Genomic DNA, 15352 nt, shown 5'->3' on the forward strand with positions numbered 1-15352 from the left:
GTGAGTCAACAGAAACAACAACCTGTCTTTTCACCGAGACCTGGACGAGGCTTTGGACATGGTGCTGCCAGAGGTCCAGTGAGTAAGCCCAAGAATTTTTCGGCTACGCTAAAAAGGCTCTGGCAAGCTTTTGGCAAAGAAAAAAAGCTGCTACCGATTGTATTTGTCATTGTTTTTGTCGATGGACTACTCATGCTGTCTGCACCTTATTTGATCGGAAAGTCGATTGATACGATGACAGGTGGCGAGGAAGCTCTTAGCTTTTTGTCTATCATCATTCTTGCCCTGCTCGGCTCGTACATTTTGGATGGGGCACTGACGTTTTTGCAAAGCTGGTTGATGGCAGGCATCTCGCAACGGATCGTCACAAATCTGAGGCAAGCCCTTTTTGACAAGCTGCAAAAGCTGCCCATTGCTTATTTCGATGAGCGTACGCACGGGGAGTTGATGAGCAGGCTCACGAATGATATCGACAACGTCAGCAACTCTATCTCTCAATCCACAACGCAGTTGATGTCAGGCGGGATCGTGATCCTCGGTTCGCTGGTGATGATGCTCGTCTTGTCTCCGATCCTGACACTCGCATGCCTGATCACGGTGCCACTCGTGTTTCTGCTCACACGCACGATTGCCAAACGAACGAGTGTACTGTTCAAAAATCAGCAGATGGAGCTGGGTAAGCTAAACGGGCACATTGAAGAGACGATTTCAGGCATTCAGGTGGTGCAGGCCTTCAATTATGAGCAAAAGGCCATTGAGGACTTTACGACGATCAATGACCGGCTCTGCAAGATCGGGATGAAGGCACAGGTATGGACGGGCTTTCTCATGCCGATCATGAACGTGATTAACAACCTCGGCTTTGCTATGGTAGCGATCGTCGGAGGCGTACTCGCTGTAAAAGGACTAATCACAGTAGGTGTGATTGCGAGCTTTCTCAGCTATTCCCGACAGTTTGTCCGCCCGCTGAACGACCTCGCGAACATTTTCAATGTGCTTCAATCCGGTGTTGCTGGGGCGGAGCGGGTGTTTGAGGTATTGGATGAACAAGAGGAGCCATTGGATTCTCCGGGTGCCACTGTGCTTGCACAGCCCAAGGGTCACGTCGTGTTTGATCAGGTCAGCTTTGGCTATCGTCCGGATCAACCGATTTTGAAAAATATTAGCTTCGAGGCACAGGCAGGGAGTACCATCGCGTTAGTCGGTCCGACGGGTGCAGGCAAGACCACCATCGTGAATTTGCTCACGCGGTTTTACGATGTGACCTCAGGTACGATTTATTTGGATGGAAAAGACATTCGGGAGTATTCGCGGGACAGCTTGCGGCGCAGCTTTGGCTTTGTTTTGCAGGATACGTACTTGTTTTCGGGTACCATCAAGGAAAATATTATGTACGGCAAGCCAGACGCGACAGATACGGAGGTAGTCGCCGCTGCGAAAATGGCGAATGCGGACGTGTTCATCAATCGGCTGCCGATGCGTTATGATACGATGCTGACGGAAAATGGGGGCAACCTGAGTCAGGGACAACGCCAGCTTTTGGCGATTGCCCGTGTAATACTCGCCAAGCCGTCGCTGCTCATACTCGACGAGGCGACTAGCAGCATTGACACACGGACAGAACTGAATATCCAAGATGCGCTCCTCACCATTATGGAGGGACGTACGAGCTTTGTGATTGCGCATAGGCTTAATACAATTCGGGATGCCGACACGATTATGGTCGTGGATCGGGGCGAGATCGTGGAAAAAGGCAGTCACGATGAACTCATCGAGCAGAAAGGTACCTATTATCAATTGTTTTACAACCAGTTTAAAAATCTAGAGGCTGCTGGGGAATAACAGAGCACCCCGTCCAAACACGGAAATGACGTGGAGGACGGGGTGCTTTTTTATCGGTTAGGATGCTCGTTTGCTGGCGGCGATCAACAAGAAGATCGGCCGACGGAGTTCGTCTCGCATCCCGGGTATATCCAGCATTTCTTCAGGAGGGCCAGGTTCAGCGACTTTTGTTAGGTGAAATCCGGCAGCAAGGAGATCGTTCATATAGCTCGAAAACGTTCGGTGGTACTTGACGACTTCATGATCCAGAAAGATGGTTTGCCGGATGCCTTCCTGCTGATAGTTGTCCACTGGCCAGTGCAATCGTTCGCCTTGAGGTCCGTAATGCCAGTCCTGTTCAGCTAGAGCAGTGAAGACGGGATGCTCCACGGAGAAAACGAAGGAACCTCCAGGAGCAAGACAGTGATAAACACGTTGGCAAAGCAAGTCAAAGCGCTCCACATAATGGATGGCCAAGGAGCTGATGACGACGTCGAATGCCTCTGGAGCAAAATCGATGTCTTCAATCGGAAGACGCAGATACTCGATGGCGGGATCAGTTGTCGTCTCTCTGGCACGAGCCAGCATTTTTTCGGAAAGGTCCACACCCACAATGGAGCGGGCCTGTTGCTCACGTGCATATCGGCAGTGCCAGCCGAAGCCACAGCCAAGATCGAGGACCTTTTTCTCGCGAAGGGAAGGCAGTAGCTCCCGAAACGCGTGCCATTCTCCCGCGGCGTTCAGTCCCTCAATCGAACGAGCCATTTGACTGTATGTGGTGAAAAAGCCTTGCTCATCGTATTTGTTCTGTTTCATCCGTTCAAAACCTCCTGGGTCGGATCGTAGGCTTGGAGTAGTTCCCGCAGCGCTTGCTTGATGTCCCCTTGAAACGATCCACCGTGATAGCAAATCAACTGCTCGATGTCATATTCGAGTAAGTGGCGGACAGAGCGAATCGCTTCCTGCATATCCAGCGTGTAGGACGGATTGGCGATTTCGAGTCTACCGTTTTCGATCACAACAGCATCTCCGGCAATCAGCGTTTTGCTTGCGATCAAATACAACGAAATATGTCCCGGCATATGTCCAGGTGTGTGAATGATCTTGATGCCGCCACACCAAGGTAGACGTTCGTGATTCGTTACGGTTCGATCAACCGCAGTGGGCTCGATGGACTGCAAAAAGCGAATCAATTCCTCAGCGTGCTGCTTTTCACCCGACGACAGATGGTCCAGTGTTGCTTGCGCCTGTTCCAATCGCAAAGATGTCTTTTGTCCAGCGATGTACGGTGCTTCGGATTCGTAGGCGATGATTTCAAGGTGGGGATAGGTTCTTTTTAACGCTGCCAAAGAACCGATGTGATCCATATCGTGATGCGTCACAATGACCTTCGTAAGGTCGTCGAGCGTAAGCTGTTGCTTGTGTGCAGCCTCCTGAAGCAGTGGCAAAAAGTCTGGATAACCACAGTCCACAAGGATCATTTCATGCTCATCCTGCAGTAGCACAGGGGTAATGATCTGTGCAGATCCATTGTACATAAACGAAATGTCGAGAAAGTGAATCTGGTTCATACGTTGTTCCTCCTGACTGACTGATCTTACAAAGGAGTGTAACGCAATTGGGAAACAGACACACGGTCGACCTTTTCTCTGTCTCATTTATGTCCACGAATAATGCGCCGAATACTGTGTTCGGTCAAGTAATGTTTCCGGGCGAGCATTTTGACAGAAGCCCCTTCGTGATAGGCTTGCCAAATAGCCTGATTACGCTCGTTTAGCCATTGCTTTGTGTCTGTGGATGCGCCCCATTGTCGTTTGTTTTCGTGGTGGATCGGGATGTATAAGTAACTTCCTTGTACGTAATGCTGAATTTGCCGCAGTAGATCGTCTGGCAATAGGTCTTGTGCATTTTTGTATTTCATGTGCTTTGCTCCTGTCTATATAGCGTGATATGCGTATATAGATGAGCAAAGAGATCCTCAACTCAATATGTGGAAAGGCTCTGAACCAAGAGAAAGCGGAACTCTTTGCTCAGAGCCGCATTCGGCTCTTCGTACATAAGGGTCTAGCATATGAATCATCTCCCTTCTTATTCTCTATAGTAGGGAGAAAAGGGAGTTCCTTCAATAAACATCTTTTCCTTGATTGCGAAAGAAAGGGTAAGATGAGAGGGATGCGTAGATTTGTTTTTCGGATAGGGGATGAGAAAAAATGAGTCTTGGCGGCTTTCAGAGCGGCTTTTCCGCCCGCAAGGTACCACGTTCGGAAGTGCGGTGGGGACAGTTTTTAATATGCGATCACGGGTGTGAGGAAGTCATCCAATTGATTTCGCATGTATCTGGTGAAGTCGAATTTGAGCTATGCAAAATCGAGGCAGAGCGCATGGCGCATGTTCTGTTAGAAGCTTCGAAAGCAGAGCGCTTATGACGTGTATTTTTCATAAATTTCTTGAAACTTACAGCCCACTCTCTCGTATACATGAATGAGCATGTATAGATAGAGGGAGGACGAGTATGAGCGACAAAAATGTTGTAAAAATGAGTCCCTTTCAAGCAGGTGGAAAGCTGATCGCAACGATTGTAATACTGGTTGCGTTGGTCTTGCTTGGCACGCAATCTTTTACGATTATTTCCGCAGGGCATAGTGGGGTTGTGCTGCAACTGGGAGCAGTACAGCCAAAAGTGCTGCAAGAAGGCATGCATTTTAAAATTCCGTTTATCCAAACCGTGGTGCCGATGGAAGTGCGGGTTCAAAAATCAGAAATGAGCCAGACTTCCGCTTCACGTGACTTGCAAACCGTCTCTACGACAATTGCTGTTAACCATCATTTGGATGCAGAAAATGTCAATAAACTGTATCAGCAAGTGGGATTGGAGTATACTAGCCGAATTGTTGATCCTGCCATTGCCGAATCATTTAAAGCCGTGACCGCTCAATACACAGCAGAAGAACTGGTATCCAAGCGCTCCGAGGTCAGCCAAAAGGTAAAAGAAGTCTTGCATACAAAGCTGTCGAATTATAACATCATCCTCGACGAAATCAATATTCGCGAGTTTACTTTCAGTGATGAATTCAACCGCGCCATTGAATCCAAGCAGGTGGCCGAGCAGCAAGCGCTCAAATCGAAGCTCGATTTGGAGCGGATCAAGATCGAGAAAGAGCAAGAAATCACGAGAGCAGAAGCACAGGCACAAGCGCTGCGTCTGCAAAAGCAAGAGGTTACGCCAGAGCTGATTCAGCTCAGACAGATTGAGGCCCAACTCGAAGCCATCCGCAAATGGGATGGAAAGCTGCCGAACGTAACAGGTGGAGCTACTCCGTTTATCAACGTGGGTACACCATAATCGAATAAATAAACAAAGCCACTCCCTTGAAGAGGAGTGGCTTTGTTATTAGTTGCGGATGAGATAGTCAAAAGCTCCCAAAGCCGCAGTAGCACCAGATCCCATCGAAATGATGATCTGTTTATAAGCACTGTTCGTGCAATCACCGGCAGCAAAAACACCAGGGATGTTTGTAGAACCATGGCTGTCTACCACGATCTCACCAAAGCGAGTGCGCTCAATCGTGTCGCCCAACCAATCTGTATTCGGTACCAGACCGATCTGTACAAACACACCTTGCAATTCAATGTGCTTGGTTTCACCTGTCTCCCGTTCGATGTAAGAAATACCGTTTACTTTATCCGTACCCGTAATTTCTTTGGTTTGAACGTTTTTGAGTACAGTGACATTTGGCAGACTGTAAAGACGATCTTGCAATACCGCGTCAGCTTTCAGCTCTGGCGAGAATTCCAGAACCGTTACATGTTTCACAATACCTGCGAGATCAATCGCTGCTTCCACACCTGAATTACCGCCGCCAACAACGGCAACATCTTTGCCTATGAACAAAGGACCATCGCAGTGAGGGCAATACGCTACACCCTTGTTCTTGAACTCTGCTTCACCTGGTACACCCAGATTCCGCCAACGAGCACCTGTCGATAAGATGACTGTCTTACTCTTCAGAACAGCGCCGTTTTCAAGTTCAATTTCGATTAAATCCTTCTTCTCTAAACGCTTGGCACGTTGCAGCTTCATGACATCAATGCCATACTCTTTTACTTGTTTCTCCAAGTTGGCTGCGAGCTGAGGACCTTCAATGTATTTCACACTGATGAAGTTCTCAATGCCCAATGTGTCATTGACTTGACCGCCAAGGCGTTCAGCAACAAGACCAGTACGAATCCCTTTGCGTGCTGCATAAATCGCCGCACTAGCACCTGCTGGGCCACCGCCGACAACAAGCACATCATAAGGGTCTTTATTGTCAAACTCAGATGCGTCTGGAGCAGAACCCAGCTTGGCGAGAATTTCTTCCACTGTCATACGACCGCTTTCGAAAAATTCACCATTGAGGAAAACGCTTGGCACAGCCATCACGTTTTTGCTCTCTACCTCGTCCTTGAATACGGCACCGTCAATCATTGTATGAGTAATACCAGGATTGAAGATACTCATCAAGTTCAGAGCTTGGACAACATCTGGACAATTGTGGCAACTCAAGCTGATGTAAGTTTCGAACTTATATTCACCATGAAGTTCTTTGATTTGATCAATGACACTTTGCTCGACCTTTGGAGCTCTACCGCTAACTTGCAAGAGAGCCAATACCAAGGAAGTAAATTCGTGACCAAGTGGAGTACCAGCAAAAACGACGCCAGTATCTTCACCGACACGGTTTACGCTAAAGCTAGGTGTGCGAGTTAATGCTGCTTTCTCCACACTGATCTTCAAAGACATGCTGGCTAACTCATCAATCAGTGCAAGCATCTCAGAAGATGCCTCATCGGTGCCTGCACTGACTTTGAGTACAATATCGCCTTCCAAGAGCTCGAGATATTGTTCTAGTTGCGCTTTGATTTCTTGGTCAAGGGCCATTTTATATCACACCTTAAATTTTGCCTACGAGATCAAGGCTTGGTTTCAGTGTTTTGCCACCTTCTTGCCATTTTGCTGGGCAAACTTCACCTGGATTGTTGCGAACATATTGTGCTGCTTTGATTTTGTTGATCAGAGCACTTGCATCACGGCCAATGCCACCTGCAGTAATCTCAACAGCTTGAACGACACCGTCTGGGTCGATGATGAATGTACCGCGATCTGCCAGACCTTCAGCTTCGATCAATACATCGAAGTTGCGGGAGATAACATGGGAAGGATCGCCGATCATGATGTATTCTACTTTACCGATTGCTTCAGAGCTGGAGTGCCATGCTTTATGAGTGAAGTGAGTATCTGTAGAAACGGAGTATACTTCAACACCGAGTTCTTTCAAAGTTGCATATTGGTTTTGCAGATCTTCGAGTTCAGTAGGGCAAACGAAAGTAAAGTCTGCTGGGTAGAAGCAAACTACGCTCCATTGACCTTTGAAGTTTGCTTCTGTTACTTCGAGGAATTTACCTTTTTGGAATGCTTGTGCTTTAAAAGGCAATACTTCAGTTCCGATGAGTGACATAGTGTTAGCTCCTTTATATGTTTTTTGTATAGTACATATTCAGGACATGCGTAACGAGGCATGCTTGAATATAATTTACAATGATTATTATTTAATAAATGATTCAGTAAGTCAAGTTTTTTATAATGATTATAATGTGATAATTTTTACAAGCCGTTTTCTCCATCATTTAGTATGATTCGAACGGCATAAGAGTATTCGTTTGCTGTATGAAAAATTGACGAATCGTCCGTAGAAACCGGGCGGATTGTTTTACGTATGAATTAAAGAGCGAATTGAGAGCGTAATAAACATACAGGAGTGATGATATGCCATCTCCAATTAGCGCACCGCAAAAATGCTTGTCCAAGGATGCGTTCAAAGTACAACTGATTACTGAGGGGATTACGGCAGTGATCGGGTTGATTATTTTGGCCGTCCTTTATTATCTAGATGATCGTTTTGCCTGGAAGGAATGGATCGGATGGAGTCTGCACGGATTGCTCGTGATCGGTGTGATCGCGATGATTTGGTCTTTTGTCGAGCCGTATTTTTTATATAAAAGCTGGCGGTATGATATCGACGAAGATTTCTTGCAATTGAAATTCGGGGTGATCACAGAGAGACATTTCCTTGTCCCTATGACGAAAATCCAAGCAGTCTCAACGAAACAAGGACCGATTTTACGAAAGTACGGATTGTACACCATCTCGATAAAAACAATGGGGTCCTCGCACGAAATTCCGGGACTGCCGGGGGATGTCGCTTCTCAATTAAGAGAACAGATTGCACACTACGCCAAATTAAAGGAAGTGGAGTAGTGATGGAAGCAAAACGATACCATCTACTAAATATCCTTTTTGATCTCATCACCCAAGTAAAGCATCTGTTTTTTCCTGCGTTGATTCTGTTTGTGTTCAATCGTGATTCGACGAACGCATTCATTACGTACGGGAGAATTGTGTTTTATATCTATGTAGTAGGGATGCTGGTCTATCTGGTTTTGAAATGGTTTTCGTACAAATATAGGCTGGATGATACGGCTTTCCATCTTTACCAAGGAATTTTTACAAAGACAAAGCAAACGATCCCCTTTGCCAAAATCCAAAACGTCAATCGACATACGACGTTGCTGCACCGGATTTTCAAGGTGACTTCCATCCGATTTGAGACAGGGATGGTTGGGGATGATTCTACCGTGGAATTCGCGGTGATTTCTTTCAACGAAGCGGATCGACTGGAGGCTTACACGAAACAGGCAGTGCGAGTAGAGAAAGAGCCTGAAGCGGAAGGGAAAGAAGGAGACGCGACCTCTTTGGAGGAAATCGGTACGCCGTATCCTACTCCTGAGCGAATCATTCACTTTACGCCAACGAAAAAAGAGATTATCAAGGCTTCCTTCACTTCTCTCAGCTTCCTCGGGATGATTACGTTACTGGTATGGGCGTATTTCAAACTCACCGAATATATCGACGTGGAGGAGCAGGTAGTAGGTATTTATTCGCTTATTACGAGCTCGTGGACATTGATTACGCTAACAGCTGTTGGACTTCTGGTCCTTTCCATCGTATTCGGTATGGTCACGACTTACATTCGTTACGGAAAATATGAGATATCGTCGGATCATGAGCGAATTTACATTGCCAAAGGAGTTATCGAAGAAACAGCTTTTTCGATCGCAAAAGAGAGAGTGCAGGCGATTAAAATCAAGCAATCCTTGTTAAAGCGCATGCTGGGTCTCGCCGAAGTCAAGCTGACAGTTGTTGGCGGGGATAGTGATTCGGAGAAAGATAAACAGGATGTCAGCTCACTCTATCCATTTTTACCGGTAAAACGTGCGTATGAGATGATCTCAGAAATATTGCCTGCGTATGAAGTGACGGAAGAAATGACGAGTCTCCCAATCAAATCGTTATGGATTCGCTTGGTCAGATCATGCTGGATTTGGATGATAGGAACAGGTGCGCTTTCCTATTTCAAGCCGAATATTTTGGGATGGGAGCAAGCATGGTGGATCATATCCATTGCGTTGACACTGTTCGTTCTGGTCTTCGAGGTCATTGAATTCTACAACACGCGATACACCTTGAATGATCACTTCATCCAGTTCCAAACAGGGAGCTTAACCACAACGTTATTTGTCTCCAAACGAGAAAAGATTATTGAGGTCAACGTCAAAAGAGACCTTCTTCAAAAGCAGTTAGGTCTCGCTTCTATCAAAACGGTCAATCGCGCCAAACCAGTGAGTCATAAAGGGGTAACAGATGTGCCGATTGAGTTGGCGGAAGGGTTTTATCAGTGGTATATGGGACGTAGAAAAGAGATTAAAGTAGAGTAGAAGAAGAGGGAACGTAGAAGGAAAAGGCGAATCTTTTCCCTCTACGCTCTTGTGCTTTCGAACAGCTCCAGCCACTCCCCATCCGGACCTTTGAAGAACATATAACGCGAACCGTTCGGTAGTGTGGTTATTTCCTGATCGATAAAGGATACATGTAGTTGCTTCAAACGGTCGATTTCAGCTTCGAGGTTGTCTACAGAAAACGCAAGGTGGTGGACCTTGCCCTCTACCGGCAGTGAATCGCTATATCCGTGAATGAGCTCCAGCTCTGTCTCTGTACTCCCCGGAAATCCAAGAAAAGCGAGGGTAATGACTCCGTTGGAATGAGCGAGCTTTCCTTTTAGCTCCATCCCAATCACTTCGGTGTAAAAGGCAATGGATGCCTCCAAATCTTTTACCATCAAACCCACATGCTCCAGCTTTTTGATTGCCATATTCGTTCGTTCCTTTCCACAGGTATGATTTTTTCTATTGTAGAAGAATTTGTAGGAAATGTCTGTATGCGCAAACAGACAGGATGGGTTTTTCGTTGAAAAACATGGCTATAATTTGGATATAGTGGAAATTTTGTCATCCTCGGGGTGGAGCATGGAGTCAATTGTGGAAATAGTTGCGAGAGTAGTACTGGCTTTTGCGATCATGATGATCATTACACGGATGCTGGGGAAGCAGACGATCGCGCAAATGACGTATCACGACTTTGTCGCGGCGATTACTTTGGGGGCGTTGACAGCTAATCTTGCCTTTAACAATATGATCAAAATCTCGCATATGATCGTGGTGTTACTCACTTTTAGTGGCATCGCCTATTCGCTCATGATCCTCTCTCTGAAAAGCCGAAAGATGCGAAAATGGTTTTCGGGCCAGCCGACGGTGATCATCCAGGATGGAAGAATTCTCGAAGATAACATGCGCAAGCTGAAGCTGTCTTTGGATACGCTGAATCAAGAGCTGAGGGAGAGAAACATTTTTAATATCGAAGAAGTTCAATATGCTGTGCTGGAGTTGAATGGAGAGGTATCGGTCCTGCGAAAACCGCAGTTTCTGCCTGTCACACGCGGAGACTTAAAGCTGAAAACGGGGAATAGGCAGGCATTCCCGATTGAATTGATCATGGATGGCCAAATCATCCAGAGCAATTTACGTCAACACAGCCTGACCATCGAATGGCTACTCTCACAGGTGGGCAAAAAAGGCTTGAGTGTCGCGGAAGTAAATTACGCGGTGATTAGCTCCAATGGACAAATTTACTTCGATCCGTATAAAGACGGTATCACTAATCCGATCGACAAAGAATAAGGATTCGCAAAAAAACCTCCGAGATGGAGGTTTTTCACTTGCTCGAGTATTGGCGGAGTGTCCCTGTTTGCTTCAAATAGTTATAAAATCTGTGCAAAATAGTGACAGCTTCTGCACGAGTCAGCATTTCTCCACCCTCGAACTTGCCGTTCCAGGCAGTCATGATCCCTGTTTTTTGCAAAAGGGCGAGATTAGTTCCAATGATTCCACTGTAGTCATCCGTAAACAAGATTTCATTGTCGTCGTGCCCAAAGAGAAGGGGATAGAGGATATTCGTCTTGTCTGCCCCATCTTCGTTGTACCGACCATCCTCCTGGAAAGTATCTTCAGGCGAATTTGGATCAAGCGAATACGGACTCAAGACGATGGGAATATCCCGCATGGCAGAAAGGATTTGAAAAACTTCTGCAGCTGAAATGTCTTGGTTATCTAACATAAAAACGGGCAGCATGTTCGCCGTACCAATTCGATTCAGCTTGGTATCCGGGAAAAATTTTGCACCAGCAGGTGAATCGTTTACGGCATTCCACCAATCTTGTGTGACGATTGACGTGATTTCCGTGTACGCCCAGTGATTTTTGGGCACGTCGACAAATTGCTTGATGTGATAGTCGCTGTAATCTGTCTTTTGTTTAGCCTTGTATGGTCTATATTGATCAAACAGGCGATAAATCATGACAGTCATTTCTGCCTTGTCGACCAATCTGTCAGGTTGGAAGCGACCGTCAGGATAACCACTAACCACACCCTTATCTACCATGAAGGAGATCGAATTCATGGCCCAACCGTATTTCTTCGGATCGACATCATTAAATTTCGGTGCAGCATGAGAAACTGCGGGATATATACCAGATAATCCGAGAATGAGTGCAAGTAACACTGTGATGACTTTCATATGTTCTCCTCTCTTTTTTCTATGAAATGGTAAGGATTATCCTTCTAGTATACTATCCGGCGATGGAAAAGGAAGGCGCTCTGCAAGAACAGATGTGACGATATGCAGCGAGTCAAACTCGCCAGACGAAGCCGCTATGATTGGTGGTTTAGAAGGAAACAGTTGCTTGTTTATTTCATGGGGAGAAAGCCCTTGGCTATGCAAATGCAGGATTTCCCCAGACAGATTCTCCAAATGCCCCAGCTTTTGTTGCAAGCGTGTTTTCCCGTCTGGATGATAGCCGGAATGGGCGCAAAAGATCGACTTGAAGTCACAAGCCAGTACCGTACGAAGGGAATTCATCAAGGTGGGGATCGATTCTTCTCGTAGTATGACCTTCGTTTTCACCCCCATAAAAAGATCGCCACAGAACAAGCGGCCAGTCCTTTCGTCCAATAAGGCTACATGGTCTTGGGCATGGCCGGGGGTATAAAGCACCTTCCATTCCGTAGAGCGAGAGTGATGGACGTCACCCAAAGGTTGGGCCACAAACGGATCACGAATCCCCCAAGTAAGCTTACGGTAGAAAGGATACTGTGCTTTTTGTGAGCAAATATCGACTCCTTTTTCGTGAATGAAAAGAGGGACCTGCTTGTGCTGGGTAATCCACGAGGCGGTACCGACATGGTCTTCATGGCTGTGCGTCAGTACGACCGAATCAAACGAGGCTTCCTGAAACCTGTGAACGAGAGCTTGCTCGAGTACTTTCGGGCCAGTATCAACCAGCATGCCATCCGTCACATAGACATAAATCCCTGATTCCCAATCCCCAACGCGAACAATCCCTTCCAGACATGCCACGTCTTCATGATGATGCATGTGAATCATACCGCACACCTCCCATAGTAATGGAATCATTATACTATTGAATGAGCATTCAGTCATTTTTGATTGTGATCTACACTCATCCTATATCTCTGTATCGTGTATGATGAATAGGGATGATTGCTCGTATGAGGTGAAAACATGAATGCATTGCCGATAAATGAAGTATTGCCAGAGCTGGTAAACACGCTGCGCAAAGAGACAAACGCAGTGTTGGTCGCTGCTCCGGGTGCGGGGAAGACGACGCGGGTACCACTGGCCTTGCGTGAAGAAGCTTGGTTACAAAATCGACGAATTGTCATGCTGGTCCCACGCCGACTGGCCGCACGTCAAGCTGCTACCTACATGGCTGCCTTGTTGGGTGAGGCAGTTGGACAAACGGTCGGATACCGGGTCAAGCGTGAATCAAGAGTAGGCCCAGACACACGGATTGAAGTGATTACAGAAGGAATTTTAACGAGAATGCTACAGGATGATCCGGAGCTATCTGATGTCGGTCTTGTTATTTTCGACGAGTTCCACGAACGGAATTTGCACGCAGATTTAGGGCTGGCCCTTAGTCTTCAGGCACAAAGCTTGTTTCGGGAAGACCTGCGAATTCTCGTGATGTCCGCTACGCTCGATGCCGAGCCCGTGTCAGCCTTGTTGGGGAATGCTCCCGTTGTCAATAGTAAAGGCAGGATGTTTCCAGTGGAGACGCACTTTTTGACTTCCCCGATGGAGGGGCGTCTGGAAGAGGTCGTTGTCCAGATGATCTTCCAAGCGTTGAGACAAGAAGAGGGAGATATGCTCGTCTTTTTACCGGGAGCCAAAGAAATTCACCGGGTGCAAGAGTTGCTTGAACAAAGCGGTGTGGGCACGAACTTACAGATTGCTCCTCTTTACGGAAATTTGTCGCAGGAGGAACAAGATAAGGCGATCCAGCCCGGGAAAACAGGGGAGTGCAAAGTTGTCCTCGCTACCACGATTGCCGAGACGAGCTTGACGGTCGAGGGTGTACGTATCGTGATTGACAGTGGATTAAAACGGGTGCCGCGCTTTTCTCCACGAACAGGGATGACGAGACTGGAGACTGCAAAGGTATCGAAAGCATCTGCTGACCAACGCCGAGGAAGGGCTGGACGACTTGCGCCAGGGGTCTGCTTTCGACTGTGGACAGAGCAAGAAGATCGCATGCTCATTCCACAGCAGGCACCTGAAATCATGGAAGCGGATCTGGCTGTGCTCGCTTTGGAGCTGGCTCTATGGGGAGTCGGGTCGTCGGACGAGTTGGATTGGCTGAATCCCCCGCCAAAGGCAGCGATGGCACAGGCTCAAGAGCTGCTGCATCAACTGGGCGCATTAGATGAGAGCAAGCAGATCACACCACATGGACGAGTGCTGGCTGGGATGGGGGTACATCCGAGATTGGGCCACATGATTCAGAAAGCGAAAGAACTGGGGCATGGTGAATTGGCTTGCGAGCTGGCTGTCCTCTTGGAAGAACGCGATATTGTGAGGGGGCGCCAAGCTTCAGCAGATGCGGATATGCGTACGCGTGTTGAACTACTTCGTCAGGTAGCGAACAAGCAGAATGGGGCAGTGGAGCTTCCGATTGATGTAGGAGCATGCAAAAGACTTTGGAAAGAGGCGGCGTACTTCAAACGGGTATGGATAAACAACAAGCATAGTGACACTTCCACTCGTACAGAAGCGACGGGAAGACTGCTGGCGTTTGCGTACCCGGATCGGATTGCCCAGCGAAGGGCAGATGGACGTTATTTGCTTCGCAATGGGCGTGGGGCAGCTTTTTCCGTGCAGCAACCACTGATTGCTTCGCCGTATATTGTGGCAGCAGAACTCGATGACCAGGGCGCAGACAGTCGGATATTACTGGCGGCTAGCGTGGCAGAAAGCGAGCTGTTGAATGATTGTACGATGCAGATTACCGAACGAATGAACGTATGGTGGGAGCATACAGCAGGGGCAGTTCGCAGCCGTAAGCAAAAACGGCTGGGGGCGATCCTGTTGGCGGATATACCTGCAGAGGCTTCGACAGATGAGGTATTAACAGCGTTTTTGGACGGAATAAAAGAAGAAGGCTTGGAGAGTTTGCCGTGGAATCGGCAGGCGAGACAGTATCGGGAGCGTTTGTTGTTTATGCATCGTCTGGAGGAAGACTGGCCGAATGTGGAAGAGGAGGCACTGCTTACTTCCTTGGAGGAATGGCTCGCTCCCCATGTGTATGGTTTCAAAAGAAAGGAAGACTTGCAGTCGCTGACAGTGACGACGTTGCTGGAGAGTATGCTGTCATGGGAGCAGCGCAGACAACTAGAAGAATACGCTCCGACTCATGTGATCGTCCCAAGCGGTTCCAAAATTCCTGTCGATTACAGTGATCCAGCGGCACCGGTGCTTTCGGTCCGGTTACAGGAGTTGTTTGGTTGGCAAGAATCTCCGAGAATAGGCAGAGGCAGAGTACCACTGACATTGCACTTGCTTTCACCAGCTCATCGTCCGGTACAAGTGACACGGGACTTGGCGAGCTTTTGGGCACATGCGTATTTTGAGGTAAAAAAAGATTTGAAGGGGCGTTATCCCAAGCATTATTGGCCAGATGATCCGCTAGCGGCCATTCCGACAAACCGAACGCGTCCACGCATATAAATCGATTCGCTA

The 15352-nt window shown here is 47.4% G+C and carries 15 protein-coding genes; 7 read left to right on the plus strand and 8 right to left on the minus strand.

All coding sequences use genetic code 11. The features are described 5' to 3' along the window. A complete protein-coding gene (locus HPY27_RS18490; RefSeq protein WP_017250875.1) occupies positions 1-1842 on the plus strand; it encodes an ABC transporter ATP-binding protein in 1842 nt (613 codons plus the stop codon). Between the two features lie 57 nt (positions 1843-1899). On the opposite strand, the gene HPY27_RS18495 is transcribed toward HPY27_RS18490, so the two are convergent. The 3 genes from HPY27_RS18495 to HPY27_RS18505 all read right to left on the minus strand — a co-directional run bounded on the left by HPY27_RS18495 (position 1900) and on the right by HPY27_RS18505 (position 3742). Further along, complete coding sequence (locus tag HPY27_RS18495; protein ID WP_174225664.1) at positions 1900-2637, minus strand: class I SAM-dependent methyltransferase; 738 nt, start codon at positions 2635-2637, stop codon at positions 1900-1902. Further along, on the minus strand, positions 2634-3392 hold the full coding sequence (locus HPY27_RS18500; protein WP_174225665.1) for an MBL fold metallo-hydrolase: 759 nt from the start codon (positions 3390-3392) through the stop codon (positions 2634-2636). The genes HPY27_RS18495 and HPY27_RS18500 overlap by 4 nt, the downstream gene beginning before the upstream one ends. An 83-nt stretch (positions 3393-3475) precedes the next feature. Then, positions 3476-3742 carry a CD3324 family protein gene (locus HPY27_RS18505; RefSeq protein ID WP_017250878.1) on the minus strand — a complete coding sequence of 89 codons (267 nt, stop codon included), beginning with the start codon at positions 3740-3742 and terminating at the stop codon, positions 3476-3478. A gap of 289 nt (positions 3743-4031) precedes the next feature. On the opposite strand from HPY27_RS18505, the gene HPY27_RS18510 reads away from it, so the two are divergent. Continuing rightward, entirely contained in the window at positions 4032-4247 is a 216-nt protein-coding gene (locus tag HPY27_RS18510) for a hypothetical protein (protein ID WP_017250880.1), read from the plus strand. Between the two features lie 86 nt (positions 4248-4333). After that, positions 4334-5164: a prohibitin family protein gene (locus HPY27_RS18515; RefSeq protein ID WP_017250881.1), complete on the plus strand. Its 831-nt coding sequence runs from the start codon at positions 4334-4336 to the stop codon at positions 5162-5164. Between the two features lie 48 nt (positions 5165-5212). Here the strand turns inward: HPY27_RS18515 and ahpF are convergent, their stop codons facing one another. Both ahpF and ahpC read right to left on the minus strand, forming a co-directional pair. After that, positions 5213-6742 (minus strand): alkyl hydroperoxide reductase subunit F, encoded by a 1530-nt coding sequence (ahpF, locus tag HPY27_RS18520; RefSeq protein WP_017250882.1) that lies wholly within the window; start codon positions 6740-6742, stop codon positions 5213-5215. Positions 6743-6755: 13 nt separating this feature from the next. Then, positions 6756-7319 (minus strand): alkyl hydroperoxide reductase subunit C, encoded by a 564-nt coding sequence (ahpC, locus tag HPY27_RS18525; protein WP_007727513.1) that lies wholly within the window; start codon positions 7317-7319, stop codon positions 6756-6758. Positions 7320-7627: 308 nt separating this feature from the next. Here ahpC and HPY27_RS18530 point away from each other — a divergent pair, with 308 nt between their 5' ends. Together HPY27_RS18530 and HPY27_RS18535 are read left to right on the plus strand one after the other, a co-directional pair. After that, positions 7628-8119 (plus strand): PH domain-containing protein, encoded by a 492-nt coding sequence (locus HPY27_RS18530; RefSeq protein ID WP_174225666.1) that lies wholly within the window; start codon positions 7628-7630, stop codon positions 8117-8119. 2 nt (positions 8120-8121) lie between these two features. Beyond that, entirely contained in the window at positions 8122-9636 is a 1515-nt protein-coding gene (locus HPY27_RS18535; protein ID WP_217438031.1) for a PH domain-containing protein, read from the plus strand. A 41-nt stretch (positions 9637-9677) separates the two neighbouring features. Here the strand turns inward: HPY27_RS18535 and HPY27_RS18540 are convergent, their stop codons facing one another. Further along, complete coding sequence (locus HPY27_RS18540; RefSeq protein WP_174225668.1) at positions 9678-10070, minus strand: VOC family protein; 393 nt, start codon at positions 10068-10070, stop codon at positions 9678-9680. 154 nt (positions 10071-10224) lie between these two features. Between HPY27_RS18540 and HPY27_RS18545 the strand changes: the two genes are divergently transcribed. Then, positions 10225-10935 (plus strand): DUF421 domain-containing protein, encoded by a 711-nt coding sequence (locus HPY27_RS18545; protein ID WP_026043273.1) that lies wholly within the window; start codon positions 10225-10227, stop codon positions 10933-10935. Positions 10936-10969: 34 nt separating this feature from the next. Here HPY27_RS18545 and HPY27_RS18550 read toward each other — a convergent pair whose 3' ends face one another. Both HPY27_RS18550 and HPY27_RS18555 read right to left on the minus strand, forming a co-directional pair. Next, the gene (locus HPY27_RS18550; protein WP_174225669.1) at positions 10970-11830 is read right to left on the minus strand and encodes an S-layer homology domain-containing protein; all 861 of its coding nucleotides are present in this window, start codon (positions 11828-11830) and stop codon (positions 10970-10972) included. Positions 11831-11866: 36 nt separating this feature from the next. Further along, positions 11867-12697: an MBL fold metallo-hydrolase gene (locus tag HPY27_RS18555; protein ID WP_174225670.1), complete on the minus strand. Its 831-nt coding sequence runs from the start codon at positions 12695-12697 to the stop codon at positions 11867-11869. A 138-nt stretch (positions 12698-12835) separates the two neighbouring features. Between HPY27_RS18555 and hrpB the strand changes: the two genes are divergently transcribed. Continuing rightward, the gene (gene hrpB, locus HPY27_RS18560; RefSeq protein WP_174225671.1) at positions 12836-15340 is read left to right on the plus strand and encodes an ATP-dependent helicase HrpB; all 2505 of its coding nucleotides are present in this window, start codon (positions 12836-12838) and stop codon (positions 15338-15340) included. Positions 15341-15352: the final 12 nt, after the last annotated feature.

The sequence above is a fragment of the Brevibacillus sp. HB1.1 genome (assembly GCF_013332445.1).
Classification (GTDB): domain Bacteria; phylum Bacillota; class Bacilli; order Brevibacillales; family Brevibacillaceae; genus Brevibacillus; species Brevibacillus porteri.

Coding starts and splice junctions, on each gene's coding strand:
- HPY27_RS18495 (WP_174225664.1), bottom strand. CDS start 2,637: ATGAAACAGAACAAATACGATGAGCAAGGCTTTTTCACCACATACAGT.
- HPY27_RS18500 (WP_174225665.1), bottom strand. CDS start 3,392: ATGAACCAGATTCACTTTCTCGACATTTCGTTTATGTACAATGGATCT.
- HPY27_RS18505 (WP_017250878.1), bottom strand. CDS start 3,742: ATGAAATACAAAAATGCACAAGACCTATTGCCAGACGATCTACTGCGG.
- HPY27_RS18510 (WP_017250880.1), top strand. CDS start 4,032: ATGAGTCTTGGCGGCTTTCAGAGCGGCTTTTCCGCCCGCAAGGTACCA.
- HPY27_RS18515 (WP_017250881.1), top strand. CDS start 4,334: ATGAGCGACAAAAATGTTGTAAAAATGAGTCCCTTTCAAGCAGGTGGA.
- ahpF (WP_017250882.1), bottom strand. CDS start 6,742: ATGGCCCTTGACCAAGAAATCAAAGCGCAACTAGAACAATATCTCGAG.
- ahpC (WP_007727513.1), bottom strand. CDS start 7,319: ATGTCACTCATCGGAACTGAAGTATTGCCTTTTAAAGCACAAGCATTC.
- HPY27_RS18530 (WP_174225666.1), top strand. CDS start 7,628: ATGCCATCTCCAATTAGCGCACCGCAAAAATGCTTGTCCAAGGATGCG.
- HPY27_RS18535 (WP_217438031.1), top strand. CDS start 8,122: ATGGAAGCAAAACGATACCATCTACTAAATATCCTTTTTGATCTCATC.
- HPY27_RS18540 (WP_174225668.1), bottom strand. CDS start 10,070: ATGGCAATCAAAAAGCTGGAGCATGTGGGTTTGATGGTAAAAGATTTG.
- HPY27_RS18545 (WP_026043273.1), top strand. CDS start 10,225: ATGGAGTCAATTGTGGAAATAGTTGCGAGAGTAGTACTGGCTTTTGCG.
- HPY27_RS18550 (WP_174225669.1), bottom strand. CDS start 11,830: ATGAAAGTCATCACAGTGTTACTTGCACTCATTCTCGGATTATCTGGT.
- HPY27_RS18555 (WP_174225670.1), bottom strand. CDS start 12,697: ATGATTCACATGCATCATCATGAAGACGTGGCATGTCTGGAAGGGATT.
- hrpB (WP_174225671.1), top strand. CDS start 12,836: ATGAATGCATTGCCGATAAATGAAGTATTGCCAGAGCTGGTAAACACG.